Source organism: Rhodoblastus sp., from assembly GCF_052145335.1.
Classification (GTDB): domain Bacteria; phylum Pseudomonadota; class Alphaproteobacteria; order Rhizobiales; family Beijerinckiaceae; genus Rhodoblastus.
In genome coordinates, this window is sequence record NZ_JBKQOU010000198.1 from 1 (window position 1) to 15,558 (window position 15,558).

The 15,558-nt window shown below is 64.1% G+C and carries 15 protein-coding genes and 1 tRNA gene; 11 read left to right on the forward strand and 5 right to left on the reverse strand.

Annotated features, from left to right (window positions below; translation table 11 throughout):
• Positions 1–406 precede the first annotated feature (406 nt).
• A complete protein-coding gene (locus ACLP2E_RS12485; protein WP_442462734.1) occupies positions 407–799 on the reverse strand; it encodes a hypothetical protein in 393 nt (130 codons plus the stop codon).
• Between the two features lie 113 nt (positions 800–912).
• On the opposite strand from ACLP2E_RS12485, the gene ACLP2E_RS12490 reads away from it, so the two are divergent.
• The 6 genes from ACLP2E_RS12490 (at position 913) to ACLP2E_RS12515 (ending at position 7,162) form a co-directional block, all read left to right on the forward strand.
• Positions 913–2,163, forward strand: coding sequence for a class I SAM-dependent methyltransferase (locus ACLP2E_RS12490; RefSeq protein ID WP_442466123.1), 1,251 nt, complete (start codon positions 913–915; stop codon positions 2,161–2,163).
• Positions 2,164–2,243: 80 nt separating this feature from the next.
• Positions 2,244–4,208: a squalene--hopene cyclase gene (gene shc, locus ACLP2E_RS12495; RefSeq protein WP_442462736.1), complete on the forward strand. Its 1,965-nt coding sequence runs from the start codon at positions 2,244–2,246 to the stop codon at positions 4,206–4,208.
• Positions 4,209–4,391: 183 nt separating this feature from the next.
• The gene (locus ACLP2E_RS12500) at positions 4,392–5,066 is read left to right on the forward strand and encodes a response regulator (RefSeq protein ID WP_442462737.1); all 675 of its coding nucleotides are present in this window, start codon (positions 4,392–4,394) and stop codon (positions 5,064–5,066) included.
• 34 nt (positions 5,067–5,100) lie between these two features.
• On the forward strand, positions 5,101–5,613 hold the full coding sequence (locus ACLP2E_RS12505) for a hypothetical protein (RefSeq protein WP_442466124.1): 513 nt from the start codon (positions 5,101–5,103) through the stop codon (positions 5,611–5,613).
• A 27-nt stretch (positions 5,614–5,640) separates the two neighbouring features.
• Positions 5,641–5,985 carry a DUF6460 domain-containing protein gene (locus tag ACLP2E_RS12510; RefSeq protein WP_442462739.1) on the forward strand — a complete coding sequence of 115 codons (345 nt, stop codon included), beginning with the start codon at positions 5,641–5,643 and terminating at the stop codon, positions 5,983–5,985.
• 139 nt (positions 5,986–6,124) lie between these two features.
• On the forward strand, positions 6,125–7,162 hold the full coding sequence (locus ACLP2E_RS12515; protein WP_442462740.1) for a glycosyltransferase family 4 protein: 1,038 nt from the start codon (positions 6,125–6,127) through the stop codon (positions 7,160–7,162).
• A gap of 4 nt (positions 7,163–7,166) precedes the next feature.
• Here ACLP2E_RS12515 and ACLP2E_RS12520 read toward each other — a convergent pair whose 3' ends face one another.
• Both ACLP2E_RS12520 and ACLP2E_RS12525 read right to left on the reverse strand, forming a co-directional pair.
• Entirely contained in the window at positions 7,167–7,433 is a 267-nt protein-coding gene (locus ACLP2E_RS12520; RefSeq protein WP_442462741.1) for a hypothetical protein, read from the reverse strand.
• Positions 7,434–7,552: 119 nt separating this feature from the next.
• Positions 7,553–10,435, reverse strand: coding sequence for a PAS domain-containing sensor histidine kinase (locus ACLP2E_RS12525; RefSeq protein WP_442466125.1), 2,883 nt, complete (start codon positions 10,433–10,435; stop codon positions 7,553–7,555).
• 327 nt (positions 10,436–10,762) lie between these two features.
• On the opposite strand from ACLP2E_RS12525, the gene ACLP2E_RS12530 reads away from it, so the two are divergent.
• The 5 genes from ACLP2E_RS12530 (at position 10,763) to mtnA (ending at position 13,979) form a co-directional block, all read left to right on the forward strand.
• Complete coding sequence (locus ACLP2E_RS12530; protein WP_442462743.1) at positions 10,763–11,131, forward strand: phasin; 369 nt, start codon at positions 10,763–10,765, stop codon at positions 11,129–11,131.
• Positions 11,131–11,679, forward strand: coding sequence for a phasin family protein (locus tag ACLP2E_RS12535; protein ID WP_442462744.1), 549 nt, complete (start codon positions 11,131–11,133; stop codon positions 11,677–11,679). The genes ACLP2E_RS12530 and ACLP2E_RS12535 overlap by 1 nt, the downstream gene beginning before the upstream one ends.
• A 151-nt stretch (positions 11,680–11,830) precedes the next feature.
• Positions 11,831–11,907, forward strand: a tRNA-His gene (locus ACLP2E_RS12540).
• Between the two features lie 153 nt (positions 11,908–12,060).
• A complete protein-coding gene (locus ACLP2E_RS12545) occupies positions 12,061–12,900 on the forward strand; it encodes a class II glutamine amidotransferase (protein WP_442462745.1) in 840 nt (279 codons plus the stop codon).
• Entirely contained in the window at positions 12,894–13,979 is a 1,086-nt protein-coding gene (gene mtnA / locus ACLP2E_RS12550) for an S-methyl-5-thioribose-1-phosphate isomerase (RefSeq protein ID WP_442466126.1), read from the forward strand. The genes ACLP2E_RS12545 and mtnA overlap by 7 nt, the downstream gene beginning before the upstream one ends.
• A gap of 471 nt (positions 13,980–14,450) precedes the next feature.
• Here the strand turns inward: mtnA and ACLP2E_RS12555 are convergent, their stop codons facing one another.
• Together ACLP2E_RS12555 and ACLP2E_RS12560 are read right to left on the reverse strand one after the other, a co-directional pair.
• Positions 14,451–15,002 carry an OsmC family protein gene (locus ACLP2E_RS12555; RefSeq protein WP_442466127.1) on the reverse strand — a complete coding sequence of 184 codons (552 nt, stop codon included), beginning with the start codon at positions 15,000–15,002 and terminating at the stop codon, positions 14,451–14,453.
• Positions 14,999–15,558: methyltransferase family protein (locus tag ACLP2E_RS12560; RefSeq protein ID WP_442466128.1), on the reverse strand; the 560-nt coding region annotated here is incomplete at its 5' end. The genes ACLP2E_RS12555 and ACLP2E_RS12560, both read right to left, overlap by 4 nt.

Sequence of the window (15,558 nt, forward strand, 5' to 3'; positions counted from 1 at the left end):
GTGACGTCGTGGGCCGAACCGTCGGGCCTGTGCCAGGTGGCATGGGGAAAGCGCTGGGCGTCACGTTCGATATCGGCGAAAACACGGTAGCGTTGCTCGGACTTCAGCTTGCCGATCGCCTCTTCGAAAACCTGCCGATAATGCATTTTTTCTTTCCTCTGGCCCCCGCGCGCCGCCGGTTTTCACCCGTGCGGCTGAGCCGTTTCTCCGTCTGACTGCCCAAGTTACAGGCTTTTCCCTGCCCAGGCTTGCGTCACTTAGTCGCATTTTGCGGCATGAACGACAATCCCGCATCGGCGCATTGGCAAAAAAGCATCTTTTGCCGGCGCCTTTCTTTGCGCTGGATCATGTTTTGGCGCTTTTTTTCGCCCAACGCAATCGCGGTTTTTTGCGACCTTGGCGCCGCTCACGCGGAAAAGCCGGCCAGGGTGAGATAGAGGCCGAGAAGGAAGGTCTCTGCTATATAGAGATGGAAATGCCGGTCGTAGCCCATCGCCTGGTAAAGCTTCAGGCTGGCTTCCGGCGGCCGCAACAGGAACACGGCGCCCTTGATCAGGCTGGTCCAGCCGAACAGGGTGACGACGACCGGCAGGACGCCGCCCGACCAGACATTATGTCCGATGACCATGGCGAGGCCCAGGGCGAGCGCTATGACGCTGGCCAGCATCATCAGCGGCGGGCTGCGCAAAAATCCGTCGACCGCCGCCAAGGCGTTGCGCCTGTTCACGGCCATCGCCAAAGCGACGACGAGGCAATAAAGGCCCATAAGCCTGGCGAGGAAAATCGTGAGCGCGGACATGACGGCCTCCCGTTGCAACGCAGTCGGTCCGATGGAACCCGACCGCCCGATTGGCATTCTAGACCAGTATTCGCGCAAACGCCGATCTTGACGGCGGCAAGGGGTGCGGCGCCGTGCCTGTCCTGTTGCGACACTTCTTAAATGGACTGATCAAAAGCGGATCGCTGGAGGTTTTCCCCAGCGGCGCCCGGCCTTTCACGGTCGGAGACGGCGGCGAGCCATCCTGCGCGATCCAGTTCACCGATCGCAGAGCGGAGACGGCCCTGGCGCTCGATCCCGAAATGGCTGCGGGCGAGCTTTACATGGATGGCCGCCTGAAAATGGTCCGCGGCGAGATCTACGACTTGCTCGCTCTCGCCGCCTCCAACTTCGCCGGTGGGAACATTGGCCGCATCGCCGCTTGGCAGCGGCTGCGGCAGGCCGTCGGGCAACTGCGGCGAGGAGTCCATCCCAGGCGGGCGAGGGCCAATGTCGCCCATCATTACGATCTCGACGAGCGCCTCTACCAGATCTTCCTCGACCGCGACCGGCAATATTCCTGCGCCTATTTTGAAAGTCCCGGTCTCGGCATCGACGCGGCGCAGACGGCGAAAAAGCGCCATATCGCCGCCAAGCTGGCCATCGAGCCTGGCCAGAAGATTCTCGACATCGGCTGCGGCTGGGGCGGACTGGCGCTCTATCTGGCGCGCCTTTGCGGCGCCGACGTATACGGAATCACCCTTTCGACGGAACAGCTCGAATGGGCGCAAAAAAAAACGGAGCGCGCCGGACTGGCGGCAAAAGTGCGGTTCGACCTGAGGGATTACCGGCATGTTCACGGCCAATTCGACCGCATCGTCTCAGTCGGCATGTTCGAACATGTCGGTCCGAAACATTACGACGCCTTTTTCACGCACGTCGCGGAATTGCTGGCGGAAGACGGCGTGGCGCTGGTCCATACCATCGGCCATTTCGCCGGGCCGGCGCCGACCAATCCCTGGGTGAGGAAATATATCTTTCCCGACGGCCACATTCCCGCCATGGCCGAAATTGCGCCGGCCATCGCGCGCGCCGGATTGATGGTCTCGGATGTCGAGACTTTGCGCGAGCATTATGCTTTGACGCTGGCGCACTGGCGCGCGCGTTTCGCCGCCGGACGCGAAGTGGCGAGGAGGATCTATGGCGAGCGCTTCTGCCGGATGTGGGAATTCTATCTGGCGGCGGCGGAATGCGGCTTCCGCTTCCAGGGCTGCTGCGTGCTGCAGATTCAGCTGATCAAGCGGGCCGACGCCCTGCCGATAACGCGCGATTACATGATGCGGCGGGAAGCGGCGCTGCGGGCGAGGGAAAACCTGCAGGAGGGCCTTTCCGACGCGGCGGAATGAGGCCCGGACTTGGCGCGCCTGCAAAAAAGCTTTAGCTCTCTCGCCAGCCAGCCAAGCTGCGATATTTTCAAGGATCGATCATGCTGCAGGACGCCGCCGCCAAATTCGAAGCCGTGGAGCCGGCAAAGCCCGTTTTGAGGCAAGACGCGCTCGACCAAGCCATTTTACGCGCACGAAAAGCCCTGCTGGCGAAGAAAGACCCGGGCGGCTGGTGGTGTTTCGAATTCGAGGCCGACGTCACCATTCCCGCCGAATACATCATGCTGCTGCATTTTCTCGGCAAGCCGGAGCTGGAGCTGGAGCAGAGGATCTGCCGCTATATCCGCCGCATCCAGGGCGAAGACGGCTCCTGGCCGCTTTATCCCGACGGCGAGGGCAACCTGAGTTGCACGGTCAAGGCCTATTACGCGCTCAAACTGGCGGGGGCCGATGTCAACGATCCGGCGATGGCAAGGGCGAGGGCCTGGATCCGCGCCCATGGCGGGGCCGAACGGGTCAATATGTTCACGCGCATCGCCCTGGCCCTGTTCGGCCAGATACCTTACGGGGCGCTCCCCGCCCTGCCGGCGGAGGTCATCCTGCTGCCGCTATGGTTTCCGTTCAATATGTATAATATCGCTACCTGGTCGCGCACGGTCATCGCGCCTCTGCTGATCCTGCTGGCGAAAAAGCCGGTCGCGGCCAATCCTTACAAGATAGGCGTGTCGGAGCTGTTCAATCAGAATCCGGCGGATGTCGCCTATTTCCGTCCGAAGAACTGGCTCGACCGGGCTTTCGGCTGGCTGGACTCCGCCCTGCACGCCATCGAGCCGCATATTCCGGCCAGGCTGCGGCAGAGGTCCATCGATGCGGCGCTGGCCTTTACGTTGGAGCGGCTGAACGGCGAGGACGGGCTCAACGGCATTTTCCCGGCCATGGCCAATGCGCTGATGGCGATGCACACATTGGGGTTCCCGGACGACGATCCCAGCAAGGCGGTCTGCCGCAAATCGCTCGACCGGTTGCTGCACGACCGGGGCGAGGAAGTCTATTGCCAGCCCTGCCTGTCGCCGACCTGGGACACGTCCATAGCCGTTCATGCGCTTCTAGAGGCGGGCGCCGAGTTGGCGGAAGTCAAGGATGCGCTCGACTGGCTGGCGACCAAGCAGATCGACGCGCCCGGCGACTGGCGAAAGCGCGCGCCGGGTCTGGTTTCCGGCGGCTGGGCCTTCCAGTTCAACAATCCCTGTTATCCCGACCTCGACGACACCGCCATGGTGGCGAGCGCGCTCGACCGCGCCAACAAGATCGCCGGCGCCTATGACGCCGCGCGCGACGCCGACCTGCGCCGCGCCGACGCGTGGATCATGGGCATGCAGGGGTCGAGCGGCGGTTTCGCCGCCTACGACAAGGACAACAACAAGGAATATCTCAACCGCATTCCCTTCGCCGATCACGGCGCCATGCTCGACCCGGACTGCGTCGACGTTTCCGCGCGGTGCCTGGGCTATCTCGCCCAGCGCGGCTACAAGTCCGATCATCCGGCGCTGGCGCGCACGATCGCCTATATCAAGAAGGAGCAGGAGCCCGACGGCTCCTGGTACGGCCGTTGGGGCGTCAATTACATTTATGGCGTCTGGTCGGCGCTGATCGCCCTGAACATGGCGGGCGTGGCGCCGGACGAGGACTGCGTCCGCCGCGCCGTCCGCTGGCTGAAGCAGGTGCAGAACCAGGACGGCGGTTTCGGCGAAACCACCGACGACTATATTTATCATCGTTATGCGCCGGCCGGAAAAAGCGTGCCGTCACAAACCGCCTGGGCGCTGATGGCGCTGTCGGCCGCGGGCGAGGCGCGTTCCGAGAGCGCGCGGCGCGCCGCCGCCTGGCTGGTCGACAACCAGCGAGAAGGCGGGCTGTGGCGTGACGATATCTACACAGGCACGGGCTTCCCGCGCATGTTCTATCTGCAATACCATGGCTATCAGGCCTATTTCCCGCTTCTCGCCCTCGCGCGCTGGCGCAACCTCGACGTATCGGGCGCCCCGGCGCCGCAATTCGCGATCTGATCGTGTTTGTTCGCGCGGGGAACGAACCCCAAGACCTTTTTTGCAACTCTGCCATGACGTAAGTCAGGGCTTGCGCGTATTCGACTTGAGTATAGAACTGAAAGAAGTACAATTGTGTTTGCGGCGCGAATCGTGGGGCTTTACGCGTCGCGCCGCGAGTGGTGTCCGACTCACGGAGGCAGCGTGGAGCAGCAGTTAACGCGTATCTTGATCGCCGACGATCACCCGCTGGTGCGGGGGGCCTTGCGGCAGGCGGTGGCCAGTGCCGTGGCCGGAGCGGAAATCATCGAATGCGGCACCCTCGCGGAAGTCAGCAAGGCGCTCGAAGGCAAAGCTGAGGTCGATCTCGTCATGCTCGATCTCGCCATGCCTGGCGTGCGCGGTTTTTCCGGCCTGATGGTTTTGCGGGCGCAACATCCCGGCGCCCCTGTGGTGATCGTTTCCGGCAACGAGGAGCGCAGCGTCATTCGACTGTGCATCGATTTCGGCGCCTCGGGCTTCATCCCCAAGAGCACCGACATGGTGACCATGCAGGCCGCCATTCGCGCCGTTCTCACCGGCGAAGTCTGGGTTCCCGCCGACATCGACCTGAATGGCCCGGTGGATCACGAAACGGTCGACAACGTGCGACGGCTCGCCTCGCTGACGCCGCAGCAGGTCCGCGTCCTGATGATGCTGTCGGAGGGCTTGCTTAACAAGCAGATCGCCTATGAGCTTTCGGTCTCGGAAGCCACCGTCAAGGCGCACGTCTCGGCCATTCTGCAGAAACTGGGCGTCGAAAGCCGCACCCAGGCGGTGATCGCCGCCGCGCGCATCGAGGCGATGAGCGGCGCCGCCAACAGCATGTCGGGCGACTGATTTTCGCCCCCCTGTGACAGAAAAAGGATCGAACATGGCTTTCGCTCCGAACCTTGGCTTGTTCGCGCGCGCGATCCGGCTCGGGGCGCCGGTCGCTGTCGCCGCCTGCTGCGGTCTTTCCGCACAGGCGGAGCCGGCGAGTTCACCGCAAGCCCAGTCGCCTGCCGCCACGGACGCCGGCGATTCGGCCAACGGCCGCTTCGTCATGACGCCGGTCGCCGAGGGTTTTTTGCGGCTCGACACCCGCAGCGGACAGGTTTCGCTCTGCACGCTCAAAGCCGGTCAGGCGCAATGCCGCGCCAGCGCCGACGAACGCGCCGCTCTCGAAGCGGAAATCGATCGGCTGGCCAAGGAAAACGCCGCCTTGAAAGGGCAGGCGCCTAAAGCCGCGCAGGATTCCCAGGCCGCGCCGGATTCAAAGTCCGCTCAGGACGACGAGGATCGCCGCTTCGACCACGCCATGGATCGGGTGGAAAAATTCGTGCGCCGGATGATGCAGATTTTCCGCGACCAGAGCGGCGACAAGTCGCCAGGGCAACCGTTATAATCGGATACTTACGCCAAGGACCTCGTCATGACCGAAGATAATCGCCCGGCGCGTCACCCGTTTGAGCCGCGCGAGGCCGATCTTGCCGCGCCGCGGCGGCAACCGAGCCCGGTGGAGAATTTTCTCGGCGGCTCGCCGTCAGCGGTGCTCGTGCGGCTGTTTTTCCTGTCGCTGATCGTCGGCTTTTTCCTGGTCTGGTTGGACATCCGGCCGCTCGATGTGCTGATCGGCCTGCGCCATATCGTCGAGCGCTTCTGGAACATGGGCTTCGAGGCTCTGCGAGACATTGCCGAATATGCGCTGGCGGGCGCGGCCATCGTCGTGCCGCTGTGGCTGGCGCTTCGGCTTTTGAACATGCGGTCGCGCCCGTGAGTTTCGGAACGCTTGCGCGCCGGCCAGAGGTTGTCGGATTGGCTGCGGCGGACAAAAAATCTTGCGGAATCTTGACAGTTTCACAGCGAAGAAGCGCCGGTTTATTATTTCGGTCACATCGGTCTGAAATTCTCGGCTCATGAAAATCTGCATCGTCACCGACGCATGGCGTCCTCAGGTCAATGGCGTCGCCATCACCCTCGCCAACCTGATGGCCGCGGGCGAAAAGCTCGGCCACGAATTCGTCGCCATCGGGCCTGACCAGTTTCACACCATCGCCGCGCCGTCCTACCCGGAGATCCGCCTGGCTCTGACCAGTCCCAAGGCGGTAGGCGAAATCATCCGCTCGCACCGGCCCGACCATGTCCATGTCGCCACCGAAGGGCCCCTCGGCGTCGCGGCGAGCTATTGGTGCCCGCGCAACGGCGAATTGTTCACCACCAGCTATCACACCCGCTTCCCGGAATACGTCGAGGCGCGCTGGCCCATCCCCGCCGCCTGGTCCTATGCCGCCCTGCGCCGTTTCCATGACGGCAGCGCCGGCCTGATGGTCGCCACCCAGACGCTGGCCGACGATCTTTCCGCGCGAGGGTTCAAGCGGCCGATGCTTTGGCCGCGTGGCGTCGACGAGCAAATGTTCCGACCGGTGGAACAAGTTCCCGCCGAACTGCGCCATTTGCCGCGCCCGTTTTTCCTCTATTGCGGCCGCGTGGCGCCGGAAAAGAACATCGAGGCTTTCCTCGCGCTCGATCTGCCCGGCTCGAAAATCGTCGTCGGCGACGGCCCGGCGCGCGCCCAGTTGCAAGAGCTTTTCCCTGAAACGTGCTTTGTCGGGGTGAAGTCGCGCAGCGAACTGGCGTCTTATTATTCCTGCGCCGACGTTTTCGTATTCCCCAGCCGCACCGACACTTTCGGCAACGTCATGCTTGAGGCCCTGGCCTGCGGCGCGCCAGTCGCGGCCTTCCCGGTTCCCGGCCCGGTCGACATCGTCACCGATCCGCGCATCGGCGTGCTCGACGAGGATCTGCGCGCCGCCTGCCTGGGGGCCCTCAAACTTTCGCGCGAGAATTGCCGCGGCCACGCCCTGCGCTACACCTGGCCGGAAAGCGCCCGCATGTTCATCGACAACGTTTTTCGCGCCCGCGCCAACGCCCTTTCACGGCGCGTTTCGGCGTAACCGCTCACTCATCCTCGTCGGGATCGCGGGCGTCGGCGATGCGGGCGCCAATCGCGGCGGCAAGCCGGCCTTCCGGCGATTCCCCGCGTTCGGCGTAAGTCAGCGCGGCGACGGAAGCGTTCAGCGCCGCCTCGCGGCGGCTGTAGTCGGCCAGTTCCTCGGGACGCGGCGAGGGAACGCGCGCATCGTCGCAGCCAAATGATTCGAACCAGGCCAGATCGGCCTTCGAAAGTCCGGCAAGCTCCAGCCGTTCCCGCAGTTGCGCGTCCATCCCGTCCTCCCCTTCGAGCCTGTCGCCCTAGCCAATCGGAGCGAGGCTCTGGTTCCTGTTATTTCGGTTTTTTGTTAACGCGAACGGACGCCAATTAGCTCGAAAACGCCATGCGCGTTTTATCCCGCCTTCTCAGCGGCCGAATCGGCCGGCGCCAGCGGAAAGGTGATTTCAACCAGAGTGCCTTCGTCCTTGCGGCTGCGGATGGTGAAGCCGGCGTGATTGGCCTCCGCCAGCGCCTTGGTCAGAGGCAAGCCCAGACCGGCGCCGCCGCCGCGAGACGGATCGACCTGGCGGAACGGCTCCAGAGCCGTTTCCAGGTCTTTTTCGCTCATGCCAATACCGGTGTCCTTGACGCGCAGCACCGCATGGCCAGACCCGCCGAAGGCGGTCGAGACAATCACCTGCCCACCCGGTTCGTTGTAGCGCACCGCATTGGCGAGCAGATTGAGCACGATCTGGCGCAACGAGCGCTCATCGACCCAGACCTGAGGCAGACGCGGCGATAGCGCCAGACGGGTGATGACCTTCTCGCGATTGGCCTGCGGCTGAATCAGCGACACGCATTCGGCGATGACGCGATTGGCGTCGACGGCGGCCGGCGCCAGATCGAGCCCGCCCGACTCGACCTTCGACAAATCGAGCAGGTCGTTGACCAGGCTCATGACATGGGCGCCGGAAGCGTGGATGTCCTTCAGATAATCCTTGTAGCGCGCGTTGCCTACCGGCCCGAACCGTTCCTCCATGATGACTTCGGCAAAACCGAGTATGGCGTTGAGCGGCGTACGGATTTCATGGCTGACCTTGGCCAGGAATTCCGACTTGGCCTGGCTGTCGCGCACGGCTTGGGCGTGCGCCTCCTCGATGGCGCCCGAAGCCTGTTTCCATTGGCTGAGGTCGCGCAGCACGACGCAGAATTTGCCGCTGTCGGCCTTGCCGAGCCGGCCGATGGTCAGGTGGAGCATCGCCGCGTCGCCCTGGCGTGTGCGCCCGACCACCTCCCGGCCGCCATGCTGCCCTTTTTGGCCCAAGGCTGGCGGCGCCTGCCCAGCCTTGACTCGCGCGAAATATTCCAGCGCCGCCGGATGCGACTCCCGGGCCAGCAGAAGCGTGAAATTTTCGCCTGCAACCTGGTTGCGGCCATAGCCGAACAGGTTCTCGGCCGAGCGGTTGAGGCCGAGTATGGCGCCGTCGGCGTTGATCAGGACAAAACCGTCAGCCGCCGTATCGAGAATGGCCAAAGTCTCGTCGGCCTCGGCCTCGCGCTGGCGCAAGGCCGCTTCCAGGACGCCGACGCGCTGTTCCAGCGCCGCCGCAGAAGGGCGGGTCAAAGCGACAATCTCGGCCGGCGCGCCTTCCCATACGATTGTTCCCCGCTGCGCGTCGACGGCGAACGAGGCGCCCTCGACGGAGCGCAGCAACAGCGGGCGCCGCTGCGAGAGCAGCCCTTCCGGCGATCCTTCCGGCAGGGTGTTGCGGCAGGCCGCGAGAAGGCCGCCGGACCGTTCGAAAGCAGCGAGGTCGGCGAAGCCAAGCCAGTCGAGCAGCGGACCGCTGGCGAACAAAGCCTGGCCATCTCGCAGGACCAGAAGGCCGACCGGCAGAAGGTCGAGCCAGTTTTTCGTAGCGGAGGGCGGTTCGCCCCTTTCCAAAGGGCGCGCTTGCAGCCGGGAAGAAGCGTCCGCATTTTCGTGGGCCGGCTCGGAGGCCGGAACGAAACTTCCGGTGGTTTCGCCGCCGCGCCCGCCCAGCGTGCGGGCGATTTCGCGAAAAGCGTTGCGTTCATGCGGCGCCAAGCTGACCAGAACCGAATCGTCGTCGGCGTCGCGGCCGGGCGCCGGCTGCGGAGCTTCCGCCCTGGCCTCGTCCTGCGCTTCGGCGGAGGCCGCGGGTCTCGTCTGGACCAGGGGACGCAGCGGCACGACAACTCCGGAAAATTCCGGCGCCACGGCCGCAGGCGACGGCGCGACCGCCGGCCGCTGTTCGGCGGCAGCCGTGGAGACAGGCGACGGCGCTGAAATCGCGACAAAAGGCGGCACGATTTTTGGCGCCTCATGAAGCCGGTCGAGATGAACCACGCCAAAACCGCGCCAGCCCTCGAAATCATGCGCGCGTCCAAAGGTGGGCAAGCCCCCGAGCGTGACCGGCGCGGCGGCGGCGGCATTTTCAATCGGCCAGTCGACCTCGATCCGGCTGAAAGTGGCGCGCCCGCGCAAAGCCTGCGCCAACTGGCCCCGAGGGTCGAGGCCGAGCGCTTCGGCCGCCGCGACAAGATCGCGCCCGACCAGCGACGCGCAGCCGGAACCCACAATTTCGGCCAGGGTCGGCGCGATCTCGGTGACGATGTTGGCGGCATCGGTCCGCCACAGGAAACGCGCCGGTTGCGGCCCCGGAAAGCGTTGCTCCATTTCGTGGCGCAAGGCGGCGAGGACATCGGGCGCGGGCCCTGCCTCGGGGCTGTCTTCGGAAACCTGCTCGGGAATTTTTCCGGCAGTATTTTCAGGAGCGTTTGCCGGAGCGCTCTCGCCAACCTTCTCGGGAAGGTTCTCGTGAGCGGTCAGGGGAGCGATTGACGTCGCCTCCGCCGCGGCGGGGGCCCGGACGCGCGCCAGGCCGGCGCGGAGGCCCAATCCCGCGAGAACGAACAGCGGATTGGCGCCCGGGGTGCGGCGGCATAGAAAGGTGACGGTTTCCGGCAACAGATCGAACCCGAGGGTCACCCGCTCCACGCGCGCGGCGGCGCCGGGCAGAATGGTTCGCGCCAGATGGGCGAGGCGCCGCGTCGCCGGCTCGTCCGCCCCGAACAGCCTTCGCGTCAAACCGTCGCAGTCGGCTACCGAGAAAAGAGCGAGAGCCGCGCCATTGGCCTCGATGACGCGCGCCGGCTCGCCTTCTGCGATGGCGATGGGCGCGCCCGCGCGGGCCAGCGAAGCGAAGGCCGGCTCGGCCAAAGCCGCCGCCACATCGGGGCGCATCCGGCTGTTCGCGATCTCGTCAACCATGGGTCAAGGCGCTCGTCTCGCACGTGAGTTAAGGAGTTCGTTCGACCTTGACGGTCAACCACACGGGCGCGACTAAGGATGACTGGCGCCCGCAACAACTTAATCAAAACTTAATCACGTCCGGCTCGGGGAATCCATATTTGATCCATGACATTCCCCACCAGATTCATTTATGATGAATTCGGAGTTAACGCCAGTCGCCGATAGTTTTGCTGCAGCGCACCCTTCGCATTTGCAACGCAGCATTTTTCACGATATAAAGTTCTCGCAACGTCGAGCGACTCGGTGCGGGAGCATAAAACCCGAGCGCAACCTCAAGGACCTTCCATGACCAATCTCAACCTCGAAATTCCCACCGAAGTTCGCGAATTCGCCGAGAAGTCCGTCGACCAGGCCCGCAAGGCTTTCGATAGCTACGTCGCCGCCGCCCAGAAGGCCACCGCCCAGTCCGAAGCCGCCGCCTCGACGCTCGCCACCAGCGCCAAGGACCTGAACTCCAAGGCGATCAGCTTCGTCGAAACCAACGTCAAGGCCGCTTTCGACCTTGCCGAAAAGCTGGTCCAGGCCAAGGATCCCAAGGAATTCCTGGCGATCCAGTCCGAATTCCTGAAGAGCCAGCTTGCCTCCGTGCAGGAGCAGGCCAAGGCCCTCGGCGAAGCCGTCAAGAAGGCCGTCACGCCGACGGAAACGAAATAATGGCTGCCCCCCCGCGCAAGACCAAAGCAGCGGCGCCGGCCGGCGGAGCGCCCCAGGGCGCTCCCGTCGCCGAGCCGGTGGCCCAGTTCACCGAACAGGTGACCGAGGCCGTCGAGTCCGCTCAGGAGGCCGCGCAGCACGCAGTCACCCAGGCGACCGAAGCGGTCAAGTCCATCGAACCCGTCAAGCCCGAGGCGATCGTCGCCGAAGTCAAGAGGGTCCAGGAAGCCGCCAAGGAAGCGGCCGCGGAGACGGCCCACGCTCTGGAAGACAGCTTCAGCGCCGCCAGCAAGAGTCTGCAGGCATTTTCGTCCAAGGCGCTGGAGGCTTATCAAGCCAACGCCAAGGCTTCCGTGTCCTACCTGCAGGCTCTTTCCAGCGTCCGCAGCGTTTCGGAAGCCATCGCCCTGCAAAGCGATCATATGCGCAAGCAATATGAGACCTTGACGGCGCAGGCCAAGGAACTGACCGCGCTGGCCCAGCAGGTCGCCGCCGACGCGGCCGGCCCGTTCAAGGACCAGATCGGCAAGGCTCTCAAGCCGAAGTGAGCCGCTATAAGATTTCTCCCGGATCGCGATCCGGGAGAGCGCGTCCCCTCCCCGCCCTCGCCAGAGGGCCGGGAAATGCGGACCTCAGAATTTTGGGCGCGCGATGCTCTTGCATTCGCGCGCTCCTCGTTTTAGGTTCCCGCCGAAATTGGCCGCCATAGCTCAGTTGGTTAGAGCGCTAGATTGTGGATCTAGAGGTCCCCTGTTCAAGCCAGGGTGGCGGTACCATTGAACGAATCGGCATTTTGACGCCGATCCTGAAGTCCAAAGCCATAGATATAAAAAACAACGCTTTTCGCTCGCCCTCGCCAGAAACGGCTTGCGCGCGAGCGCCTTACTTTCTATGCCGAATCCGCTGCCCTTCGTTCGCCGGTTCCAACCATGTGTGAACTTCTCGGAATGAGCGCGAATGTCCCGACCGACATTCGCTTTTCTTTTGCCGGACTGGTTCGGCGCGGCGGCGAGACCGGCCCGCACCGCGATGGCTGGGGCATTGCTTTCTACGAAGGCCGGGCGGCGCGCGCCTTCCATGATCCCCAGCCCAGCGCCCGTTCCGACATGGCGCGTTTCATCGGCGCACATCCGATCAAGAGCGGCATTGTCATCGCGCACATCCGGCAGGCCAATCGCGGCCGTGTCGCTTTGGCCAACACCCATCCTTTTGCGCGCGAAATATGGGGGCGCGTCTGGACTTTCGCGCATAACGGGCAGTTGCGCGGCATCAGCGCCCTGCCTCTCGATTTTTACACGCCGATTGGCGCGACCGACAGCGAACACGCCTTCTGCTGGATGCTCGACCAGCTTCGCCAGCGATTCGCCACGCTGCCGCCGCCGCAGGCGCTCGACCGCGAAATCGCCGCCTTGAGCTTGCGGCTGGCGCGGCTTGGCGTGTTCAACATGCTGCTCTCCGACAGCCGCACCCTCTATGCCTTCTGCGGCAAGAAACTCTCCTGCCTCACCCGGCGCGCGCCGTTCGGCGAGGCGACGCTGATCGACGAGGATCGCAAGGTGAATTTCGCCGAGGAGACCGGCCCCAACGATTGCGTCACCGTGGTCGCCACCGGGCCGCTGACCAGCGACGAGGTCTGGACACCGATCAAGCCGGGTACCCTGCTCGCCCTGCGCGACGGACGCGTCGCCGCCTCGATCTTTTCCGAACCGATGGCCGGCGAAAGGTCGCAGGAAATCAAAAAAGCCAACAGGAAAGCCGCCCGATGCTGATCCAGGGAAAACCGAGCACGACCATCTGGCCGGATCCGCACGGCGAGGGCGTGTTCATCCTCGACCAGACCCGCCTGCCCCATGTCGTGGCGCCGGTCCTGCTGCGCGATCTCGGCGACGCGGCGAAGGCGATCAAGGACATGTGGGTGCGCGGCGCGCCGCTGATCGGCGTGACCGCGGCCTATGGCGTGGCCCTGGCGATGCGCCAGGAGGCTGCCGACGCTTTTTTGCATAGGGCGGTGGAAGTTCTGCGCGCGACGCGGCCGACGGCCGTCAACCTCAACTGGGCTTTGGCGCGCATGCTCGCCTTTCTCGGGCAGATGCCGGAAGAATTGCGACGCGACGCCGCCCTCGTCATGGCGAAGAAAATGGCTGCGGACGACATCGCCTGCAACGAGGCCATCGGCGAACACGGTCTGGCGCTGATTCGCGCGGCGCGCGAAAAACGCGGCGGCGCCCCGGTGCGCATCCTCACCCATTGCAACGCCGGCTGGCTGGCGACCGTCGACTGGGGCACGGCGACGGCGCCGATTTATAAAGCGCAGGCGGCGGGCGTGGACCTGCACGTCTTCGTCGACGAGACCCGTCCGCGCAACCAGGGCGCCTCGCTGACGGCCTTCGAACTCGGCCAGCAGAATGTCCCGCACACATTGATCGTCGATAACGCCGGCGGCCATCTGATGCAGCAAGGCGAAGTCGATCTGGTGCTGGTCGGGGCCGACCGCATCGCCGCCAATGGCGACGCCTGCAACAAGATCGGCACCTATCTCAAGGCGTTGGCGGCGAAGGATTGCGGCGTGCCGTTCTATGTCGCGGCGCCGGTCTCGACCTTTGATTTTTCGCTGACTGAGGGGCGGCTGATCCCGATCGAGGAGCGCGCGCAGGAGGAAGTGACGTATATTTCCGGCGCAGCAGCCAATGGCGAGGTCGTGACGGTGCTTCTGGCGCCGAAAACCACGCCGGCGCGCAATCCTGGCTTCGATGTGACCCCGGCGCGTCTGGTTAGCGGGATCGTCACGGAAAAAGGCGTCTTCGCCGCTGATAAGGAAGCTTTGGCGGCGCTGAATTCCGCAAAGTGAAAAGTGAAAATGGAGAGAAAAACCGCAATTTGCCGGGCTGCGAATGTTCTCGTTTTGTTTCACGTGAAACGAGACCTGTGCGCGGTTGGGCGCCGTTGCCCCTTTCTGTTTGAAATATCGGGATTTCCTGACGCCTGCCTTCGGTCCGGGAGAGAGCCGGAAAGCTTGGCGCCGCGCCGCCGCAAACTGCAATCTTCCGGTTGAAACGGGTGAAAACGCGATAAAACGAACGAAAACGAGCGTAAATTGACACGTTTTCGTTCAAACTAACCATAACATCGCGTTTTTTTTCACATTTTTTCACCCCCGCCGCGCTCGCAACTTTTTGCAACCCGAGCGCGAACTGTCCGCGCCGCAAAATGCACGCCCTTATGGCCCATCGAAAGACGTGTTTCTAAAGTCGCCCTATGGTGGTTGAAAATCCATGTTCCAGCGTGATCGTACCCGAAAACCGATAGCTGCTTTTCAAGATCATGCGCTTTCGAGCACGGATAGGCTCGTGGTTATGGGCACGCCATTTTGCAGAGTCTGGAAATTGACGCAGCAGCGCTCTGTCGCGGTCAGCAGACGCTCGATCGCCGCCTGCGGAGCGCCTTCTGCTGGCCGAAGGGTAACGCGGCAATGCATGTTCTTGAAGCCGACCGGCGCCTCGGCGCTGACCATCAAGGCGCCGCGGGCGTCGACGTGGGCGTCCACCGCCACTTCGAGCGCTGCGAGCCGGACTCCGAAGCGTTCGGCTAACATGCGCAGTGTGGCGTCCATGCAGGCGGCGAGCGCCCCCGCCAGCATATGCCCCGGATTGGGCAGGTCGTGATCGCCTCCAACCGCCGAGTGGATCCCGAATTCGAACCCCAATTCCGGGACGCCGCGGGGGTCGCCACCGCCGATCTCCACATGCCCGTGGAATGGATCATGGAGGACGCCGTCCGTGGTGCGGGCGCGCTCGATGATGAGCGCCTCTTCCGGCGCCTTGCGGTAGCGTTGTTGCAAACGGGTTTGGCGTGCGACGACTTCGGCGCTCATGGCTTGCCTCCTGTAGGTTGCTGTAGTGGATGATGCGACTGAGGCTGATGCGGCCGCGGCCAGGGCAGCAGCAACGGCACGCGCTCGCGGTAGCGCTGGTATTCGTCGCCGTGGGCGGCGATCAGGTCGCGCTCCTCCAGCCGCAACGCCAACAGGATGTAGCTGGTGGTCGCCACAGCAAACAGCAGGTGGCCGGCCGTCATGTGCGGCGTTGCCCAGAAGGCGATGATGAAGCCGAGCATCAGCGGGTGGCGGATAATTCTGTAGTGCAGCCGTTCCTGAAAATGCAGCGGCGCATAGGGCTGGCCGCGCAGGTTCAGCCACACCTGGCGCAGTCCGAACAGGTCGAAATGGCTGATGACGAACGTTCCAGTCAGCACCAACAGCCAGCCCGCGGCGGCGACGGCATGGAGCGCTCCGGCGGCCAACGGGGAATCCACGCTCCAGATCACGGCGTCGATTGGCCGCCACTGCCAAAAGATCAGGAGCAGAGCCGCGCTGGACAGCAGCACGAAGGTGCTGCGCTCCAGCGGCGCGGGCGCCCATCGGGTCAGCC

Coding starts and splice junctions, on each gene's coding strand:
- ACLP2E_RS12520 (WP_442462741.1), bottom strand. CDS start 7,433: ATGGACGCGCAACTGCGGGAACGGCTGGAGCTTGCCGGACTTTCGAAG.
- ACLP2E_RS12545 (WP_442462745.1), top strand. CDS start 12,061: ATGTGTGAACTTCTCGGAATGAGCGCGAATGTCCCGACCGACATTCGC.
- ACLP2E_RS12555 (WP_442466127.1), bottom strand. CDS start 15,002: ATGAGCGCCGAAGTCGTCGCACGCCAAACCCGTTTGCAACAACGCTAC.
- ACLP2E_RS12525 (WP_442466125.1), bottom strand. CDS start 10,435: ATGGTTGACGAGATCGCGAACAGCCGGATGCGCCCCGATGTGGCGGCG.
- ACLP2E_RS12515 (WP_442462740.1), top strand. CDS start 6,125: ATGAAAATCTGCATCGTCACCGACGCATGGCGTCCTCAGGTCAATGGC.
- ACLP2E_RS12510 (WP_442462739.1), top strand. CDS start 5,641: ATGACCGAAGATAATCGCCCGGCGCGTCACCCGTTTGAGCCGCGCGAG.
- ACLP2E_RS12530 (WP_442462743.1), top strand. CDS start 10,763: ATGACCAATCTCAACCTCGAAATTCCCACCGAAGTTCGCGAATTCGCC.
- ACLP2E_RS12485 (WP_442462734.1), bottom strand. CDS start 799: ATGTCCGCGCTCACGATTTTCCTCGCCAGGCTTATGGGCCTTTATTGC.
- shc (WP_442462736.1), top strand. CDS start 2,244: ATGCTGCAGGACGCCGCCGCCAAATTCGAAGCCGTGGAGCCGGCAAAG.
- mtnA (WP_442466126.1), top strand. CDS start 12,894: ATGCTGATCCAGGGAAAACCGAGCACGACCATCTGGCCGGATCCGCAC.
- ACLP2E_RS12505 (WP_442466124.1), top strand. CDS start 5,101: ATGGCTTTCGCTCCGAACCTTGGCTTGTTCGCGCGCGCGATCCGGCTC.
- ACLP2E_RS12535 (WP_442462744.1), top strand. CDS start 11,131: ATGGCTGCCCCCCCGCGCAAGACCAAAGCAGCGGCGCCGGCCGGCGGA.